Annotated in this window: 15 protein-coding genes and 2 pseudogenes; 10 read left to right on the plus strand and 7 right to left on the minus strand. The window is 66.5% G+C overall.

What is annotated here, in order from left to right:
- Window positions 1-331: helix-turn-helix transcriptional regulator (locus tag ON20_RS40405; RefSeq protein ID WP_157228635.1), on the minus strand; the 331-nt coding region annotated here is incomplete at its 3' end.
- Here ON20_RS40405 and ON20_RS35995 point away from each other — a divergent pair.
- The 3 genes from ON20_RS35995 to ON20_RS00915 all read left to right on the plus strand — a co-directional run bounded on the left by ON20_RS35995 (window position 330) and on the right by ON20_RS00915 (window position 1,268).
- Window positions 330-500 carry a hypothetical protein gene (locus tag ON20_RS35995; RefSeq protein ID WP_157228636.1) on the plus strand — a complete coding sequence of 57 codons (171 nt, stop codon included), beginning with the start codon at window positions 330-332 and terminating at the stop codon, window positions 498-500. The two genes, ON20_RS40405 and ON20_RS35995, sit on opposite strands and share 2 nt — an antisense overlap.
- Window positions 501-547: 47 nt before the next feature.
- Window positions 548-886, plus strand: coding sequence for a hypothetical protein (locus ON20_RS00910; RefSeq protein WP_245546919.1), 339 nt, complete (start codon window positions 548-550; stop codon window positions 884-886).
- A gap of 145 nt (window positions 887-1,031) precedes the next feature.
- Complete coding sequence (locus ON20_RS00915) at window positions 1,032-1,268, plus strand: hypothetical protein (protein WP_051161349.1); 237 nt, start codon at window positions 1,032-1,034, stop codon at window positions 1,266-1,268.
- Between the two features lie 81 nt (window positions 1,269-1,349).
- Here ON20_RS00915 and ON20_RS00920 read toward each other — a convergent pair whose 3' ends face one another.
- Window positions 1,350-3,734 carry an MMPL family transporter gene (locus ON20_RS00920; RefSeq protein ID WP_040832906.1) on the minus strand — a complete coding sequence of 795 codons (2,385 nt, stop codon included), beginning with the start codon at window positions 3,732-3,734 and terminating at the stop codon, window positions 1,350-1,352.
- A 219-nt stretch (window positions 3,735-3,953) separates the two neighbouring features.
- Between ON20_RS00920 and ON20_RS00925 the strand changes: the two genes are divergently transcribed.
- From ON20_RS00925 to tgt, 5 genes are read left to right on the plus strand one after another with little or no spacing between them, the layout of a single operon-like run.
- The gene (locus tag ON20_RS00925) at window positions 3,954-4,544 is read left to right on the plus strand and encodes a TetR/AcrR family transcriptional regulator (protein WP_040832907.1); all 591 of its coding nucleotides are present in this window, start codon (window positions 3,954-3,956) and stop codon (window positions 4,542-4,544) included.
- 50 nt (window positions 4,545-4,594) lie between these two features.
- Window positions 4,595-5,107 carry an RrF2 family transcriptional regulator gene (locus ON20_RS00930; RefSeq protein WP_051161351.1) on the plus strand — a complete coding sequence of 171 codons (513 nt, stop codon included), beginning with the start codon at window positions 4,595-4,597 and terminating at the stop codon, window positions 5,105-5,107.
- Window positions 5,108-5,119: 12 nt separating this feature from the next.
- Window positions 5,120-6,853 (plus strand): ABC transporter ATP-binding protein, encoded by a 1,734-nt coding sequence (locus ON20_RS00935; RefSeq protein ID WP_040832908.1) that lies wholly within the window; start codon window positions 5,120-5,122, stop codon window positions 6,851-6,853.
- A gap of 8 nt (window positions 6,854-6,861) precedes the next feature.
- On the plus strand, window positions 6,862-8,763 hold the full coding sequence (locus ON20_RS00940) for an ABC transporter ATP-binding protein (protein WP_245546921.1): 1,902 nt from the start codon (window positions 6,862-6,864) through the stop codon (window positions 8,761-8,763).
- A gap of 56 nt (window positions 8,764-8,819) precedes the next feature.
- Complete coding sequence (tgt, locus tag ON20_RS00945; protein WP_245546923.1) at window positions 8,820-10,079, plus strand: tRNA guanosine(34) transglycosylase Tgt; 1,260 nt, start codon at window positions 8,820-8,822, stop codon at window positions 10,077-10,079.
- 88 nt (window positions 10,080-10,167) lie between these two features.
- Here tgt and ON20_RS00950 read toward each other — a convergent pair whose 3' ends face one another.
- Complete coding sequence (locus ON20_RS00950; protein WP_040832911.1) at window positions 10,168-10,950, minus strand: queuosine precursor transporter; 783 nt, start codon at window positions 10,948-10,950, stop codon at window positions 10,168-10,170.
- A 29-nt stretch (window positions 10,951-10,979) separates the two neighbouring features.
- On the opposite strand from ON20_RS00950, the gene ON20_RS00955 reads away from it, so the two are divergent.
- Complete coding sequence (locus tag ON20_RS00955; RefSeq protein WP_051161353.1) at window positions 10,980-11,528, plus strand: DUF4190 domain-containing protein; 549 nt, start codon at window positions 10,980-10,982, stop codon at window positions 11,526-11,528.
- A gap of 12 nt (window positions 11,529-11,540) precedes the next feature.
- Here the strand turns inward: ON20_RS00955 and ON20_RS00960 are convergent, their stop codons facing one another.
- The 3 genes and pseudogenes from ON20_RS00960 to ON20_RS00970 form a co-directional block, all read right to left on the minus strand.
- Window positions 11,541-12,371 (minus strand): RDD family protein, encoded by an 831-nt coding sequence (locus tag ON20_RS00960; protein WP_040832913.1) that lies wholly within the window; start codon window positions 12,369-12,371, stop codon window positions 11,541-11,543.
- Window positions 12,372-12,415: 44 nt separating this feature from the next.
- On the minus strand, window positions 12,416-13,375 hold the full coding sequence (gluQRS, locus tag ON20_RS00965) for a tRNA glutamyl-Q(34) synthetase GluQRS (RefSeq protein ID WP_051161355.1): 960 nt from the start codon (window positions 13,373-13,375) through the stop codon (window positions 12,416-12,418).
- Between the two features lie 106 nt (window positions 13,376-13,481).
- Window positions 13,482-13,970 (minus strand): annotated as a pseudogene (locus ON20_RS00970) (DUF309 domain-containing protein); the annotation flags it as partial.
- A 450-nt stretch (window positions 13,971-14,420) separates the two neighbouring features.
- Here ON20_RS00970 and ON20_RS00975 point away from each other — a divergent pair.
- Window positions 14,421-14,630: a DUF397 domain-containing protein gene (locus ON20_RS00975; protein WP_040832914.1), complete on the plus strand. Its 210-nt coding sequence runs from the start codon at window positions 14,421-14,423 to the stop codon at window positions 14,628-14,630.
- A gap of 138 nt (window positions 14,631-14,768) precedes the next feature.
- Here the strand turns inward: ON20_RS00975 and ON20_RS00980 are convergent.
- Window positions 14,769-15,318 (minus strand): annotated as a pseudogene (locus tag ON20_RS00980) (cytochrome bc1 complex cytochrome b subunit); the annotation flags it as partial.

A 15,318-nucleotide genomic window follows, 5' to 3' on the forward strand; every position in this document is an offset into this window, starting at 1 on the left:
GGGAATCGACCGGCCGTTCGCCGGCTTCGTATTTGGCGATGGCGCCGCGGCTCACTCCGACCCGATCGGCGAGCACCTGTTGAGAGATGCCCCGGCGGGCGCGGATGGCGCGGACCTGACGGCCGACGTAACGGTCTTCGTCTGGCTGGTATTCGCTCATGGTTGCCCCTCGATGGCATCGAAGCCTCATGCTATCGACCTGTCCCGCAGCGGGACAGAGTGAGCCGTGACCGCGGTCACCCTTATCCCAGCACTCGGCGCCGGGTTGCCCCGAATGCCTCGGCGCCGGGTGCCTTCCATCAGTAGGGGACGACGACAGGGGGCACAACATGAGCTATGCCGAGCAGCCGCCGTTGCCGGTCCGGGTGTCGATGCGCTCGCAAGCGGTGGTGACCGCACTGGGCATATGGGAACTCATCGGCACCCGCGTAGACGCCGATGCGTGTGACAACGTGGAGCTATTGGAGCGCGTTGCCGAGGGGCTGAGGGGACGCGCGTAGCCGGATGCGCCGGCCGATAGAGGGAAATGACGACAAGGGACCATCACGTGACGAAACCGAAGGCGCTCGGATACGTTCGGAAAGACAAGTCCGGCATTCATCAGCAGTGGGACGAAGCCCAGATTCGCTCCCTGGTGCAGCGGTTCGGGTACGAATTGTGCAAGACGATCGTGTTCGGTGAATTCACCGAGGACCCGATAGGGGAGCTGGTTCACGCGATCGGGCGGGCCGAGGCCGAGGCGCTGTTCATGCCCGGCCTCGAACACTTTGACGGCATCGTGCCCTGGACCCTGGTGTCGGTCGCCGATGTCGTCACCGTGTCACCGCAGCGCACCTACGCCCGATGGTCGACCGGGCAGCTACCCGCCGAGGTCGATGGGGCGTAGACGGACAGGGCCGGCCGGGGGTACCGACCGGGTATCCCGGTTCGGTCGTATCGGGGAACCCGTGCGGCTGTATAGCCGGGTGAACGATAGTCGGGCCCGCAGCGGGTATTCCCTCGGTATCGGTGACTCGGAAGGACCGACTACTATGCGCGACTCATCGTTTCGTACCACATACGCCGGCAGCAGAATTCTCAGTGTGCTCGTCCTGATCTGGCTGGTGGCCGGTCTGCTGGCCGCCGGGCAGCGAGGATACTTCAATGCCGCACCCACCACCTGTCCGGGACTGTCCACCCTGGCGGTGACAGTATTGGCCGGGCCGTTCAACTACATGGGGATGAATCCCCGGGTCGGCGACTGCGACCTACCGCAGCCGAGTCGGTAGCCGGAGTACCGGCGTAAAACGCGACCGACCGGCGCCCGGAAATCCGGGCGCCGGTCGGTCGTCCTCCATGGCGGTTCGGAATCAGCCGACCCCGGCGGGCTGCCGGCCGACGGCCGCGGCGGCGGTCTCCCGCTGCTGCAGGTCGCGTACCTTGGCGCCCTCGACGTCGATATCCGGCAGGACGCGGTCGAGCCACTTCGGAATCCACCAGGCCCGTTCACCCAGCAGTACCAGCAGCGACGGGATCAGGATCATGCGCACCAGGAAGGCGTCGAAGAGCACACCGGCGGCCATCGCGAAGCCCATGGACTTCGAGGTGACATCGGGCGCCAACATGAAGCCGCCGAAGACCGAGATCATGATGACGGCCGCCGCGGTCACCACGCGGGCGCCGTGGTGGTAGCCGTCGACCATCGCCTGTTTTGGCGGCTTGCCATGGACGTATTCCTCGCGCATGCGGGTCACCAGGAACACCTGGTAGTCCATGGCGAGGCCGAATACCAGGCCGATCAGCATGATCGGCAGGAAGCTGATGATCGGGTGGGTGTCGTCGATGATCCCGAACGCGCCCTCCTGGAAGATCAGCACCGTGACGCCGAAGGTGGCGGCCATCGACAGCAGGAAGCCGAGTGCCGCGGTGAGCGGTACCAGGATGGACCGGAACACCATCACCAGCAGCACGAAGGCCGCGCCCGCCACGATCGCCAGATACGGGAGGATGCTGGTGAGCAGCACCCGGTTGACATCGGCGTATATGGCGGTGACACCGGTGATGCCGTATTCCATGCCGTACCGGTCCTTCAGTTCGGCTTCGGCGTTCCGGGCGTCGGCCACCAGGTCCTGGGTGGCCTCGCTGTTGGGTCCGGACTTCGGCACCGCCGAGAACAGGGCGGCCTGACCGTCCGGGCTCGGCTGGGCGGCGGACAGGTAGTCCATGCCCTCGTAGCCGGCCAGCCGGTCGCGGAGGTCGGTGAGGGCCGCGTCGCGCTGATCCTGGGGTACCGCGGAGAGGTCGACCGCGACCATCAGGGTGCCGTTCCTGCCCTCGCCGAAGCCCTCGGTCTGCAGCTCGTAGGCCTTCCGCATGGACGAGTCCGCGGGCATGCTGTCACCGCCGGGCAGGCCCAGGTTCAGGTTCACCGCGGGCGCCGCGAGGGCGCCGAGGACGAGCGCGCTCAGCACCAGGGTCACCGCCGGTACCTTGGCGATCAGCCGGGCGAAGCGCACGCCGTTGGTGACGACGGTGTCGTCCTCGGGGTCGTGCCGGGCGACGAGCGGCAGCTTCGGCTTGAACAGGAACCGGCCGAGCGCGCCCAGCAGGGCGGGCATGAGGGTAATGGCGGCCAGTACCGCGAACGCCGCGGCGAGCGCGCCGCCGAGACCCATCATGGTGAGGAAGCCGACGCCGACCACGCTGAGGCCGAGCAGGGCGATGACGACCGTGAGACCGGCGAACACCACCGCCGACCCGGCGGTGCCGACCGCGACACCGGCCGCCTCCTCCGGGGACTTCTGCACGGTCAGTTCGTGCTTGTACCGGGACACGATGAACAGGGCATAGTCGATCGACAGCGCGAGACCGATCATCGAGGCCAGCACCGGCGTGAAGGTCGGGACCGCGGTCAGCGAGGTACCGGTCAGGATGAGCGTGCTCGCGCAGGCGACACCCACGACGCCGGTGACGATCGGTACGAACGAGGCGACGATGGCGCCGAAGGCGATCATCATCACGATGAACGCGACACCGATACCGATCATCTCGGCCTGGCCCGTTTCCGGCTGCTGTTCGGCGATGACGCCGGTCACCTCGACGGTGAGACCCGCGGCGCGTGCCTTGTCGGCGACCGCCTGGGCCTTCTGCCGGTCCTCGGACGTGACATCGGAGAAGGTCGCCATGGTGAACGGCACGTCGATCACGGCGACGGTGTTGGGCCGTTCGGTGTTGAGCACGTTCAGCGGGGCACCGCCGCACAGGGCCTTGAACTCGGGGGAACCGCTACCGTCGAGGCAGTTCGGTTCCGGTACCGACGGCTTCCCACCCGCCGCCGCGGCCTCGGCCTGCTTTTTGGCGGCCTCCGAGCCCGCGGGCATCATCATGGTCGCGGTGACCGGATCGACCAGCGGTTTGGTGTGGTCGACGATATCGAGCCGGTTCAGCTCCTGAATGAAGGCCTGCAGCGCGTTCGCGTTGTTCGTGTCGGTCAGGGTGCCGTTCGGGGCGGCCACGACATAGGTGCCGGTGATGGCGTCGAGGCTGAACATCGACGCCATTTCCGGCATATGTTCTTCGAGGATCTCGGTGGCTCGTTCGGACGGCAGGCCCGGCATTTCGAACTTGTCCTGGAACGGCTTCGCCACGGCGGCGGAGAGGCCCCCGAGCAGTACGAGTAGCAGCAGCCAGGCCGGTAGCACTATCCATTTCCGGCGGAAAGCGAACTTTCCCCATCGGTACAGATATACGGACACGAGGAGTTTCTCCTAGCAATAGCTGGGACGTGCTTGGGTTGGGAGCTTCTGGTCCGAAGCCTGTAGACAGCGCCTCACCGCGGCCTTCCTCGGCCTGCCTCCACTCAACGCGCATCTGCCTACCGTGCGGTAGGTAGACTACCCGTGGGTAAAGGAGCGGGACAACCTGATCCGATGCGGGGCTCGTGGGTTCAGCGCAAGGATTGTGAGAGGACATGAATGGCCATCCGTGACACATCCGGCAGCGTTGTCGCAGGTGGAGGCACCAAGCAGGCGATCAGAGACGCGGCCGTGAAGCTCTTCGTCGCCAAGGGGTTCGAACCCACAAGCCTCCGAGAGGTCGCCGATGCGGTAGGAATCACAAAGGCGTCCCTCTACTATCACTATTCCTCGAAACTGGATCTGCTGGTCGCGATCATCGATCCGATTCTCGACCATCTGCGTACCCTGGTCGCCGGTATAGAGGATGTGTCCTACGACGCGGAAGGCCGTCGCTCGGTGTTGCGGGCCTATGTACGCGGTATGATGCGGCACCGCGACGCCGGTGCGCTGATCCTGCGCGATACCGTGGCGATCTTCAACGCCATGGGCGATCGCTACCCGGAACTATGGTATGCGCACCAGGCCTTGCGCCTCTGGCTGGCGGGGCCCGAGCCCACCGCGGAGGCGAAACTGCGTGCCGCCGCCGCACTCGAAACCCTCGGTGTGGCGCTGGTATCCATGGAACTGGTCCCCGAGGCCCCCGATGAGCTGGTGGAATCCACCCTCCTGGACGCGGCGACGGAGGTGCTCGAGCCGCACGCCGCGTAGATTCGAACTGGTCAGCAGACGGCGCAATAGCCGGAAAGGTCAGGTTGGTCGTGCATATCTCCGCGAGGGTGGACCATGCCGTTCGTACCCTGCTCGAGATCGCGGCGGCGACACAGTCGGTGGCGGTGAAATCCGAGACGATCGCGATGGCCCAGCAGATAGCGCCCAAGGTGCTGGAAGGCGTGCTCGGGGAGCTGCGGCGGACCGGTCTTGTCACCAGTAGGCGGGGACCCGACGGTGGCTACCGGCTGGCACGTCCGGCCGAGGAGATATCGGTGGCCGATGTGATCCGCGCGGTGGAGGGCCCCCTGGCCTCGGTGCGTGGGCAGCGGCCCGAGGATGTGCGCTACACCGGCTCGGCGGATTCGTTGCAGCGGGTGTGGATCGCGCTGCGCGTCAATATCCGGGCCGTCCTCGAGAATGTGACCATCGCCGATATCGCGGCAGGCGGACTACCGGAATTCATCACCGAACTCACCGCCGACCCCGGTGCCTGGGTGCGACGCGAATCACGTGCGGCCCCGCCGGAGATCTCCGCGACCGAAGTCGGTGCCTGCCGGTAGCCTGCGATCATCATGCTCATCTCATTACTCCGTAGGTATATGGCCCCCTACCGGTCCCGGCTGACCGGGGTGGTGGTGCTGCAACTGATCTCGGTGATCGCCATGCTGTACCTGCCGAGCCTGAACGCGGACCTGATCGACGAGGGCGTCACCGAGGGCGATATCGGCTATATCTGGTCGGCCGGGATGCGCATGCTGCTGGTGTCGGGAATCCAGATCATCGCCTCGGCCGCGTCGGTGTATCTCGCCGCCCAGGCCGCCATGGCCGCGGGCCGCGATCTGCGCGCGGCGGTACTGCACCGGGTGGGGACGTTCTCCGCGCGGGAGGTCGGAATGTTCGGCGCGCCCTCGCTGATCACCCGCAACACCAACGATATTCAACAGGTGCAGCTGCTCATCGTCATGGCGGCCACCGTTTTGGTGATGGCGCCGATCATGTGTGTGGGCGGCATCATCATGGCGCTGCGGGAAGACCTCGGACTGTCCTGGGTGCTGTTGGTCGCCGTACCCGCGCTCGCGCTGAGCATGGGCGTGATCATCGCTCGGATGGTGCCCCGTTTCCGGGAGATGCAGGCCCGCATCGATACGGTCAACCGGGTTCTGCGCGAGCAGATCACCGGTATCCGGGTGGTGCGCGCCTTCGTCCGGGAGCGACAGGAGGCCTGGCGCTTCGGCCTGGCCAACACCGAACTCACCGATACCGCGCTGCGGGTCGGCCGGTTGATGGCGCTGATGTTCCCCATGGTCATGCTGATCAGCAATCTCACCGCGGTCGCGGTGATCTGGTTCGGCGGCCACGCCGTCGACTCCGGGCAGATGCAGATCGGTTCGCTCACCGCGCTGCTGGCCTACATCATGCAGATCCTGATGGCCGTCATGATGGCCTCGTTCCTGGCCATGATGGCCCCGCGCGCGGCGGTGTCGGCGGACCGGATCGGCGAGGTGTTGCGCACCGAATCGTCGGTGCGGTCGCCGGCGCTGCCACGGCCGTTCCAAGGCGATCCCGGTGTGGTGGAGCTGCGCTCGGCCGGGTTCTGCTTCCCCGGTGCCGAGAAACCGGTGCTGTGCGGGATCGATTTCCGGGTGGAGCCGGGACGGACCACCGCCATCGTCGGTTCCACCGGTTCGGGCAAGACAACCCTGATCAACCTCATCCCGCGCCTCATGGATGTGACGGAGGGCGCGGTCCACGTGGGCGGGGCCGATGTGCGGGAGCTGGACCCGGCCGAGCTGCGCGAACGGATCGGCCTGGTGCCGCAGAAGGCGTACCTGTTCTCCGGGACGGTGGCCAGTAACCTCCGCTACGGGAAACCGGATGCCACCGACGAGGAACTGTGGCACTGCCTGGAGATCGCGCAGGCCGCCGATTTCGTCCGGGAGATGCCGCAGGGTCTGCAGACCCCGCTCGCCCAGGGTGGCACCACGGTCTCCGGCGGGCAGCGTCAACGGCTGGCCATCGCCCGCGCGCTGGTGCGCCGGCCGCGGATCTACCTGTTCGACGATTCGTTCTCCGCGCTCGACGTCGCCACCGACGCCCGACTGCGTGACGCGCTGCGTCCGGAAACCGCGAACTCCTCGGTCATCATCGTGGCCCAGCGGGTCGCCACCATCCGCGACGCCGACCAGATCGTGGTCCTCGAGGACGGCCGGATGGTCGGTATCGGCCCCCATGAGCAGCTCCTGCGCGAATGCGCGGAATACCGGGAGATCGTCGAGTCGCAGCTGAGTGCGGAGGAGGCACGATGAGGCCTGGGATGCCGGGACCGGGGGCCCCGGGTACGAAACCCAAATCATTCGGGCCTTCGCTACGGCGGCTGCTGCGCCGGCTCGTCCCGGAACGCGGGTACGTGGTGGCCATCGTGGTGTTGGCGATCACCTCGGTGGTGTTGAACACGCTGGGACCCTACCTGCTGGGCAAGGCCACCAATATCGTCTTCGACGGTGTCGTCGGCAAGCGGCTGCCCGCCGGGCTGAGCAAGGACGAGGCCCTCGAGAGCCTGCGCGCCCAGGGTCAGAACACCTTCGCGGACATGCTGACCAGTATGGATGTGGTGCCAGGTGTCGGCGTCGACTTCGCGGCCGTGGGCCGGGTACTGACGTGGGTTCTCGCGCTCTACCTCGCCGCCGCGCTGTTCGGCTGGCTACAGGGCTATCTGCTCAACACGGTCATCAACCGCACGGTGAAACGGCTGCGCGGTGATGTCGAGGACAAGATCCACAAACTACCGCTGAGCTATTTCGACTCCGCTCCCCGCGGCGATGTGCTCAGCCGCGTCACCAACGACGTCGACAATGTGTCGCAGACCCTGCAGCAGACCATGAGCCAGCTGTTGACCTCGATGTTCACGGTGGTGGCCATTCTGGTGATGATGTTCTGGATCTCACCGCTGTTGGCCGTGGTCGCGCTGGTGACGGTGCCCGTGGCGGTGATGGTCACCGCCCAGATCGCCAAACGCTCCAAACCGCATTTCGTGGCGCAGTGGAAGCACACCGGCATGGTGAACGCCCAGGTGGAAGAGGCCTACACCGGCCACGAGGTGGTGACCGCCTTCGGGCGCAGCCAACAGGTCCTCGCGGAGTTCGACCGCCGCAACGAGCAGCTGTACCAGTCCAGCTTCAAGGCGCAGTTCATCTCCGGATTGATCATGCCGTCGATCATGTTCCTGGGGAACGTGAACTTCGTGCTGGTCGCCCTGGTCGGCGGCCTGCGGGTGGCCACGGGGCAGCTGTCGCTGGGCGAGGTGCAGGCGTTCATCCAGTACTCTCGTCAGTTCAGTCAGCCGCTCACCCAGCTCGGCGCCATGGCCAATCTGCTGCAGTCCGGGGTGGCCTCGGCCGAGCGGATCTTCGAGATCCTCGACGCGGCGGAACAGAGCCCGGATCCGTCGATACCACCCGCCCTCCCGATGGACCGGGGCCGGGTCGAGTTCGAGGCGGTGTCGTTCCGGTATGAACCGGACAAACCGGTTATCGAGCGGCTGTCGCTGGTGGCCGAACCCGGTCATGTGGTGGCCATCGTCGGCCCGACCGGGGCCGGTAAGACGACGCTGGTGAATCTGCTCATGCGCTTCTACGAACTGGACGCGGGCGCCATCACCATCGACGGGGTCGATATCACCCATATGCCCCGGGAGGCCCTGCGTTCCCGGATCGGGATGGTGTTGCAGGACACCTGGCTGTTCCACGGGACGATCCGGGACAATATCGCCTACGGCAACCCGCACGCGTCCGAAGAGGAGATCCTCGCCGCCGCGCGCGCCGCCTATGTGGACCGGTTCGTGCACGCCCTGCCCGACGGCTACGACACCGTCATCGACGAGGAGGGCACCGGGGTGAGCGCGGGGGAGAAGCAACTCATCACCATCGCCCGCGCGTTCCTGGCGAAACCGTCCATCCTGATTCTGGATGAGGCGACCAGCTCGGTGGACACCCGCACCGAACTGCTGGTGCAGCAGGCTACCGCGGAGTTGCGGCGCGACCGCACCAGCTTCGTCATCGCGCATCGACTGTCCACCATCCGCGACGCCGACATGATCGTCGTCATGGAGCGGGGACGGATCGTCGAACACGGAACCCACGATCGGCTCCTCGCCGAAGGGGGTGCCTACTACCGTCTCTACAACGCCCAGTTCGCCGCCGCGGCGGCCGACGCCTGAGCACTTCGCTCGCGCCGCTGTTCGGCGTCCGGAGGCGGCCTGAGAGGATGACCGGCGTGTCCGAGCCTACAACCGCGTCCGACAAGGGGTTCTCGTTCCGCATCGGTGCCCGCCTGGAGGGGCGGCACGGGCGAAGCGGTGTCATCCGGACCCCGCACGGCAGTATCGCCACACCCGCCTTCATCCCGGTGGGGACCAAGGCGACGGTGAAGGCGGTGCTCCCGGAGGCGATGCGGGACCTGGGGGCACAGGCCCTACTGGCGAACGCCTACCACCTTTACCTGCAGCCGGGGCCGGATATCGTCGACGAGGCCGGGGGGCTGAGCGCCTTCATGAACTGGCCGGGCCCCACCTTCACCGACAGCGGCGGCTTCCAGGTGATGTCGCTCGGGGTCGGCTTCAAGAAGGTGCTGGCCATGGAGACGGTGGATGTCCGCAGCGACGAGGTGATCGCGGCCGGCAAGGAACGGCTGGCGACGGTGGACGACGACGGTGTCACCTTCCGCTCCCACCTGAACGGCTCCAGACACCGGTTCACCCCGGAGGTGTCGATGGGGATCCAGCACCGGTTGGGCGCGGACATCATGTTCGCCTTCGACGAACTGACCACGCTCATGAACACCCGCGGCTATCAGGAGAAGTCGGTGCAGCGCACCCATGATTGGGCGCAGCGCTGTATCGACGAGCACGAGCGGCTGACCGCGGACCGGTCCCACCGCCCGTACCAGGCGCTGTTCGCGGTGGTACAGGGCGCCCAGTACGAGGATCTGCGCCGCAAGGCGTCTCGTGACCTGGAGGCGATCCGCGGGGCCGCCGGAACGGAATTCGACGGCTACGGCATCGGCGGCGCCCTGGAGAAACACAACCTCGGCACCATTGTCGGCTGGTGCAGTGATGAGCTGCCCGAGCACAAGCCCCGCCATATGCTCGGAATCAGCGAACCCGAGGATCTTTTCGCCGCGGTCGAGGCCGGTGCGGACACCTTCGACTGTGTCAACCCCTCCCGAATCGGCCGCAATGCCGGAATCTATGTGGATGTGGGTCGTTTCAATATCGACACCCGCCGGTTCCGGCGCGACTTCACCCCGATCGACGAGAACTGCGACTGCTACACCTGCGCCAACTACACCCGCGCCTATATCCATCATCTGTTCAAGGCCCGGGAGATGCTGGCCTCGACGCTGTGCACGATTCACAACGAGCGTTTCACCATCCGGCTGGTGGACCGCATTCGCGCGAGTATCGAGGGCGGGTATTTCGACGAATTCCGGGACGAGACGCTGGGCCGCTGGCAGGGCCGGGTCACCGCGCCCTGACCCGGTCGTCTCCGAACCGGGCGCACCGCACCGGCCGGTGCGCCGGATACCGTGGCCGGTGCGGACCGTCTCGTGCGGCGGTGTCCGGCTATGAGTGCAGAGGCGTGTAATCGGTTGGCGCGTAGGTCGGTTCGTGCTTCTTGAGCAGTCCGATCACCTGGTAGGTGATGGGCATCACGAAAACCTCGGCCACCGTCTTCCACAGGAATCCGACCACCACATAGTTGACGAACTGCCCCCAGCTGCTGATCCCGATGGCGGTCGCGGCGATGGAGCAGAAGATCAGGGTGTCGGCGAACTCCCCCACGACGGTGGAGCCGATCAGCCGGGCCCACAGGTATTTCTCCCGGGTCCGCTCCTTGATGAGCACCAGGGTGGCGGAATTGAGCAGCTGTCCCACCATATAACCCGCGAGGCCGGCCGCGACCAACCGCGGAGTGGTGCCGATAACGCTGCGGAAGGCTTCCTGGTTCTCGTAGAACACCGCCGGTGGCAGGGCGATCGCGATGGCGAAACACACCACGGTCAGCAGCAGCGCGGCGAAACCGTAGTAGACGGCGTGGCGGGTGGCGCGGAACCCGTACACCTCGCTGAGCACATCGCCGAGAATGTAGGCCAGCGGGAACAGGAAGAAGGCGCCGTCGGTGGTGATGGGCAGCAGCTCCAAGGGGCCGAGTTTCAGCGAACTGTCGGCGAAGAACTGCACTCCCTTGGTGGCGCAGATATTGGAGATGATCAGCGTCGCGGTGAACAGCGCGACGATGGATGGATAGTAGCCCCGCGCCACCTGTGCGAATGCCGCGTGATCGGGCGCGGGGCGTCCAGGGCTGTCCGGGTGCTGTGATGCTTTCGAACCTCTCACCCGCCTCATCCAACCAGGTTGTGGAATAGGCTGTAGCCATGACTAACGCGGGTGGATCCGACGAATGGTGGAAGCAGTACGGCGGCGAGGGAGTGTCGTCGGACTCGCCGTCCGCCGGCTCGGTCCCGCAGTATCCGAGCGCCGAACCCTCCGCCTACCCCTCGGCTCCGTCGACACCGCAGTATCCGTCGGCCCCCCAGTATCCGTCGACGCCGCCGGTATCCGCCGCGCCGCAGCCCAATTCGCAGTATCCGTCCACCCCGGCGCAACCGCAGTACTCGGGTTACCAGTCGCCGGCGCAGCCCGTCGCCGGGTATCCGGCGGGTTATCAGCCCTACGGCTATCCGAATCGGCAGGGAACCAACGGTTTGGCGATCGCGTCACTGGTCACCTCGTTGGCGGGCTTCGCGACCTGCGGTCTCACCTCGATCGTCGGGATCATTCTCGGCGTCGTCGCGTTGAATCAGATCAAGCAGAGCGGCCAGGACGGGCGGGGGCTGGCGCTGGGCGGAATCTGGGCCGGTGTCGCCGTGCCGGTGCTGTGGGTGCTGTACTTCATCATCGTCATCGTGGTAGCGGCGGCCTAACGATCTTCCCGGTCAATCCCGGACCACCAGGGTGCCGCCGGCGAATTTGTCGTGCCAGCCCTGTTTGTTCGGGTCCTTGCCGAGCGTGACGGCGATATAGACCATCAGGACGAGTCCGATCAACGGTCCGAGCCAGGGGATGATGCTCACCGCCAGATAGCTGTTGCGCTTGATGGCCGCCGAGGCGCCGAGCGTGGGCGCACCACCGGGAGCGAGTACGCGCATACGCAGCATCTTCTTGCCCAGCGTCGCACCGCCGTTCATCTCCATCAGCACGAAATAGCCGAAGGCGATGGCGAAGGACAGCATGTTGCCGAGCTGGGAGAGCGCGATGCTCATATCCGAGAAGAAATAGGTCAGGCTCGCTCCGGGAATGCCCGCGATGGCGCCGTCGATCAGACGCGCACCGAACCGAGGCCACAGATCAACGGGGTTCCATGTGCCCGGCGGCTGTCCATAGGGCTCACGGGTGTACCGCGGTGGGGCCGTGTACTCCTCGCCTTCGTACACCGGTTCCGGTGCTCCATCCGGTCGCCATTCGGCGGGAGCCGGGCTGTATGGGGGCGGAGTCCCGGCCTGTGTCGGGGGGCGCAGATACAGCGGCTGTGTCTCATCGGCCGCCAACCATCCGCCGGGGTTCGGGCCGTACGGACCGGCGCCGGGAGAAGCGGGGGGCAGGGTCGGACCGCGCTGCCGTTCGGCCGAATTCGGGCCGTACGGCGGTGGCGGCATCTGCTGCGTCCGCCCTGGGCCGTGTTGCGGTTGTTGCCCGAATCGGGGCTGTCCGCCGTGCGGCGGCGCGTACTGCGGATGCTGGTTGGGGTCGTATCCACCGCTGGTCATAGCGCATACCTCGTCCTGCTCGCCGGGACCGGTCGTCGGGTACGTTACGGACAACGATCCAATTGCAACAACCCGTCCGGCTCGAGGACCCACGGCCCGTGTGGCAGCCGTGCGGGATCGAATTCGTCGAGCAGTTCCGCGGCGGTGCGTCCGTCGAATCCGAGTGATCGGGCCAGCGCCGCGACCACATCCCCGACGCTGTCCCCGAGCGCGAGTCGATCGGCGAGGGTCACCGCGCCGTCGCGTTTGGCCAGCCGCTGTCCGGTCCGGTTCAGGACCAGGGGGACGTGGACATACTGCGGCACCGGCAGGCCGAGCAGGGTGGCCAGGTAGGCCTGTCGGGGTGTCGACGAAAGCAGGTCGTCGCCGCGTACCACCTGGTCCACGCCCATATCGGCATCGTCCACCACCACGGCCAGGTTGTAGGCGGGCACACCGTCGCCGCGCCGTAACACCACATCGTCGACCGGACCGCGGTAGCGCCCGTGCAGTCGATCGGTGATCTCGAAATCGGTGCGGGGTGCCCGCAGTCGCAGCGCCGCAGGCCGACCGGAGACACGACACCGGTCCCGTTCACCGGCGCTCAGACCCCGGCAGGTGCCGGGGTAGGCCCCCATCGGACCGTGTGGCGCCGTTGCGGCCTGCTGGATCTCGCGTCGGGTGCAGAAGCATTCGTAGGTGAGTCCGGCCTCGGTGAGCCGGTCGATCGCCGCCTGGTAGTGCGGCATCCGGTCCGATTGGCGGACCACCGGGCCGTCCCAGTCCAGCCCGATCCGGGCCAGGTCGTCGAGTTGTCGTTTCGCGGCTCCCGGCCGGACACGGTCCAGGTCGTCGACGCGCAGCGCGAACCGGCGGCCGGTCGACCGAGCGAACAGCCAGGCCAGCAGGGCGGTACGCAGATTGCCCAGGTGCAGGTCACCCGACGGACTCGGCGCGTACCGACCGGCCCCGCCGAGGCGCGGGGCCGCGGAGTTCGGGGCGGCGGTATCAGGGACGATCGACATCCTCGCCATGGTATGTGTCCGGCGCGGGATGGGGCTGTGCGGTGGACTCGGCTCGGCGTGGATCGCGCGGCCGGTCCGTTCCGTGTTCGGCCGGCGGATCGGTGCGCAGGCGCGGCATCAGCCGATTGTCGGGGATGGTCGCCCCGGCGGCCAGTGCGGACAGGAGTGCCTCCGCGTGGGCGATCAGGCCGGGGCCGTCGATACGGTAGGGCAGGGCGTCCGCGGGACGGCCCTCGGTGGTGGGATCGAAGGCGGACAGTCTGCCGACGGCGCGGGTCAGTAGTGTTCGCGCGCCTTTGGGGTTGCCTCGCTGGATGTGGGTGAGGCCCACCGCGTACTGGGCCAGGCCCTGCCAGAGCATCCGTTCGGTGGCGGGCCCTTTCTTCCAGGCGGCCTCCAAGACCTCGTGGGCGTTGAAGGCCAGGCCGTCGTCGAGAAGTTGTTGAGCGTAGGACAGGGTCTGGTCCGGCGGTAGGTCCAGATCGTCGGGGATCCGCGGCACGCCGGTACTGCCCGGCGGCAACGGTCGGCCGTATCGGTCGCGCGGTCGTGCGTTGGCCGCACGACCCGCTGCATCGCGATCACGTTCCACCATGGCACCATCATCCACAGTGCGGGCCGGCGGTCCGGCGGGCCGGGTGCCGACAGACCAATTAACCCTAATTATGAAGCTATTACTCTTGGCTATTGTTGGGTGTAAGAATCCATCTACCAGCCATTTCCCTCACGTCGGGCAATTCATTGGCAACACCCGATCTTCGCTCGGATGGCAAAAGCGTTGGCGCTCTGGGCAAGAGGTCGGCAAACCGCTACCAGACCCGGTATCGAACTGCTAGGGTGCATGGCGCGGCGGCAGCCCACATGGGCGTTTTCGCCGTGAGAGCGTTGTGTTCACGGAAGTGTGTATGCACTCTCGACCCTGTCGAAGATTTCGCGCTATCCCCGGGCACATCGCAGTATTCGACGTATGGCGTCGGATAGCAGTGCGAGTTGGAAGATCTGGAAAACCAAATTTTGAAATCGACGCAGCAAAGGAGTCGGTACCGTGAAGGTTGATACGGCGGGCGCTGTATGGCATAAGAGCACATACAGCGGTCCGGACGGGAACTGCGTGGAAGTGGCATTTCTCGGCGACGGCAACGTGGCGGTCCGAGATACCAAGGACCACGGAAGCGGGCCGGTGCTGGCCTTCGGGCCCGCCGAGTGGAGCACGTTCCTGGCCGGAGTGTCGGGTAAGGCCTTCCGTCACGCCTGACGAATAGCATCACATCAGGCGCCGGTCGGGGCAGGCCCCGAGCCGGAGAGGACGGCTCGGGGCCTGTGTGGAATCCGGGCCCGGAATTCTCGGGCCCCCAGGCGTTCGGAACGGAATCGTGGGGATTCGGTTCGGTGCTCAGTGACCGTGACCGTCGGTGCTCGTCTCCTGGACCTCACGCAGCACGGCGAGCTGCCGGTGTTCCTCGACTTCCTCCCGGGCCAGGTTGCGTTCGGATTCCGCCGGCGGGTCCGGGCGCAGCAGCGAGCCGGTACCCGGCCTGCCCGCCGCCCCCAGCTTGTTCATCTTCTTCGGCACGGTCGCGCCCTGATAACCCAGCGGCACCGGGTGACCGTGCTCGTCCACCGGACCCAGCGGCTGATGCACCTCGATGTACTCACCGTGCGGCAGCCGCTTGATCACACCCGTCTCGATCCCGTGCTCGAGTACCGTGCGGTCACTGCGCTGGAGGGCGATGCAGAACCGGTAGGCCAGGAAGTACGCGATGGGCGGCGCGAGCAGCAGACCGATACGACCGATCCAGGTCGTCGCGTTCAACGAGATATGGAACTTCAACGCGATGATGTCGTTGACACACGACAGGGTCAACACCAGGTAGAACGTGATCGCCATGACGCCGATCGCCGTGCGCACCGGCACATCGCGCGGGCGCTGCAACAGGTTGTGG

Source organism: Nocardia brevicatena NBRC 12119 (assembly GCF_000308495.1).
Classification (GTDB): domain Bacteria; phylum Actinomycetota; class Actinomycetes; order Mycobacteriales; family Mycobacteriaceae; genus Nocardia; species Nocardia brevicatena.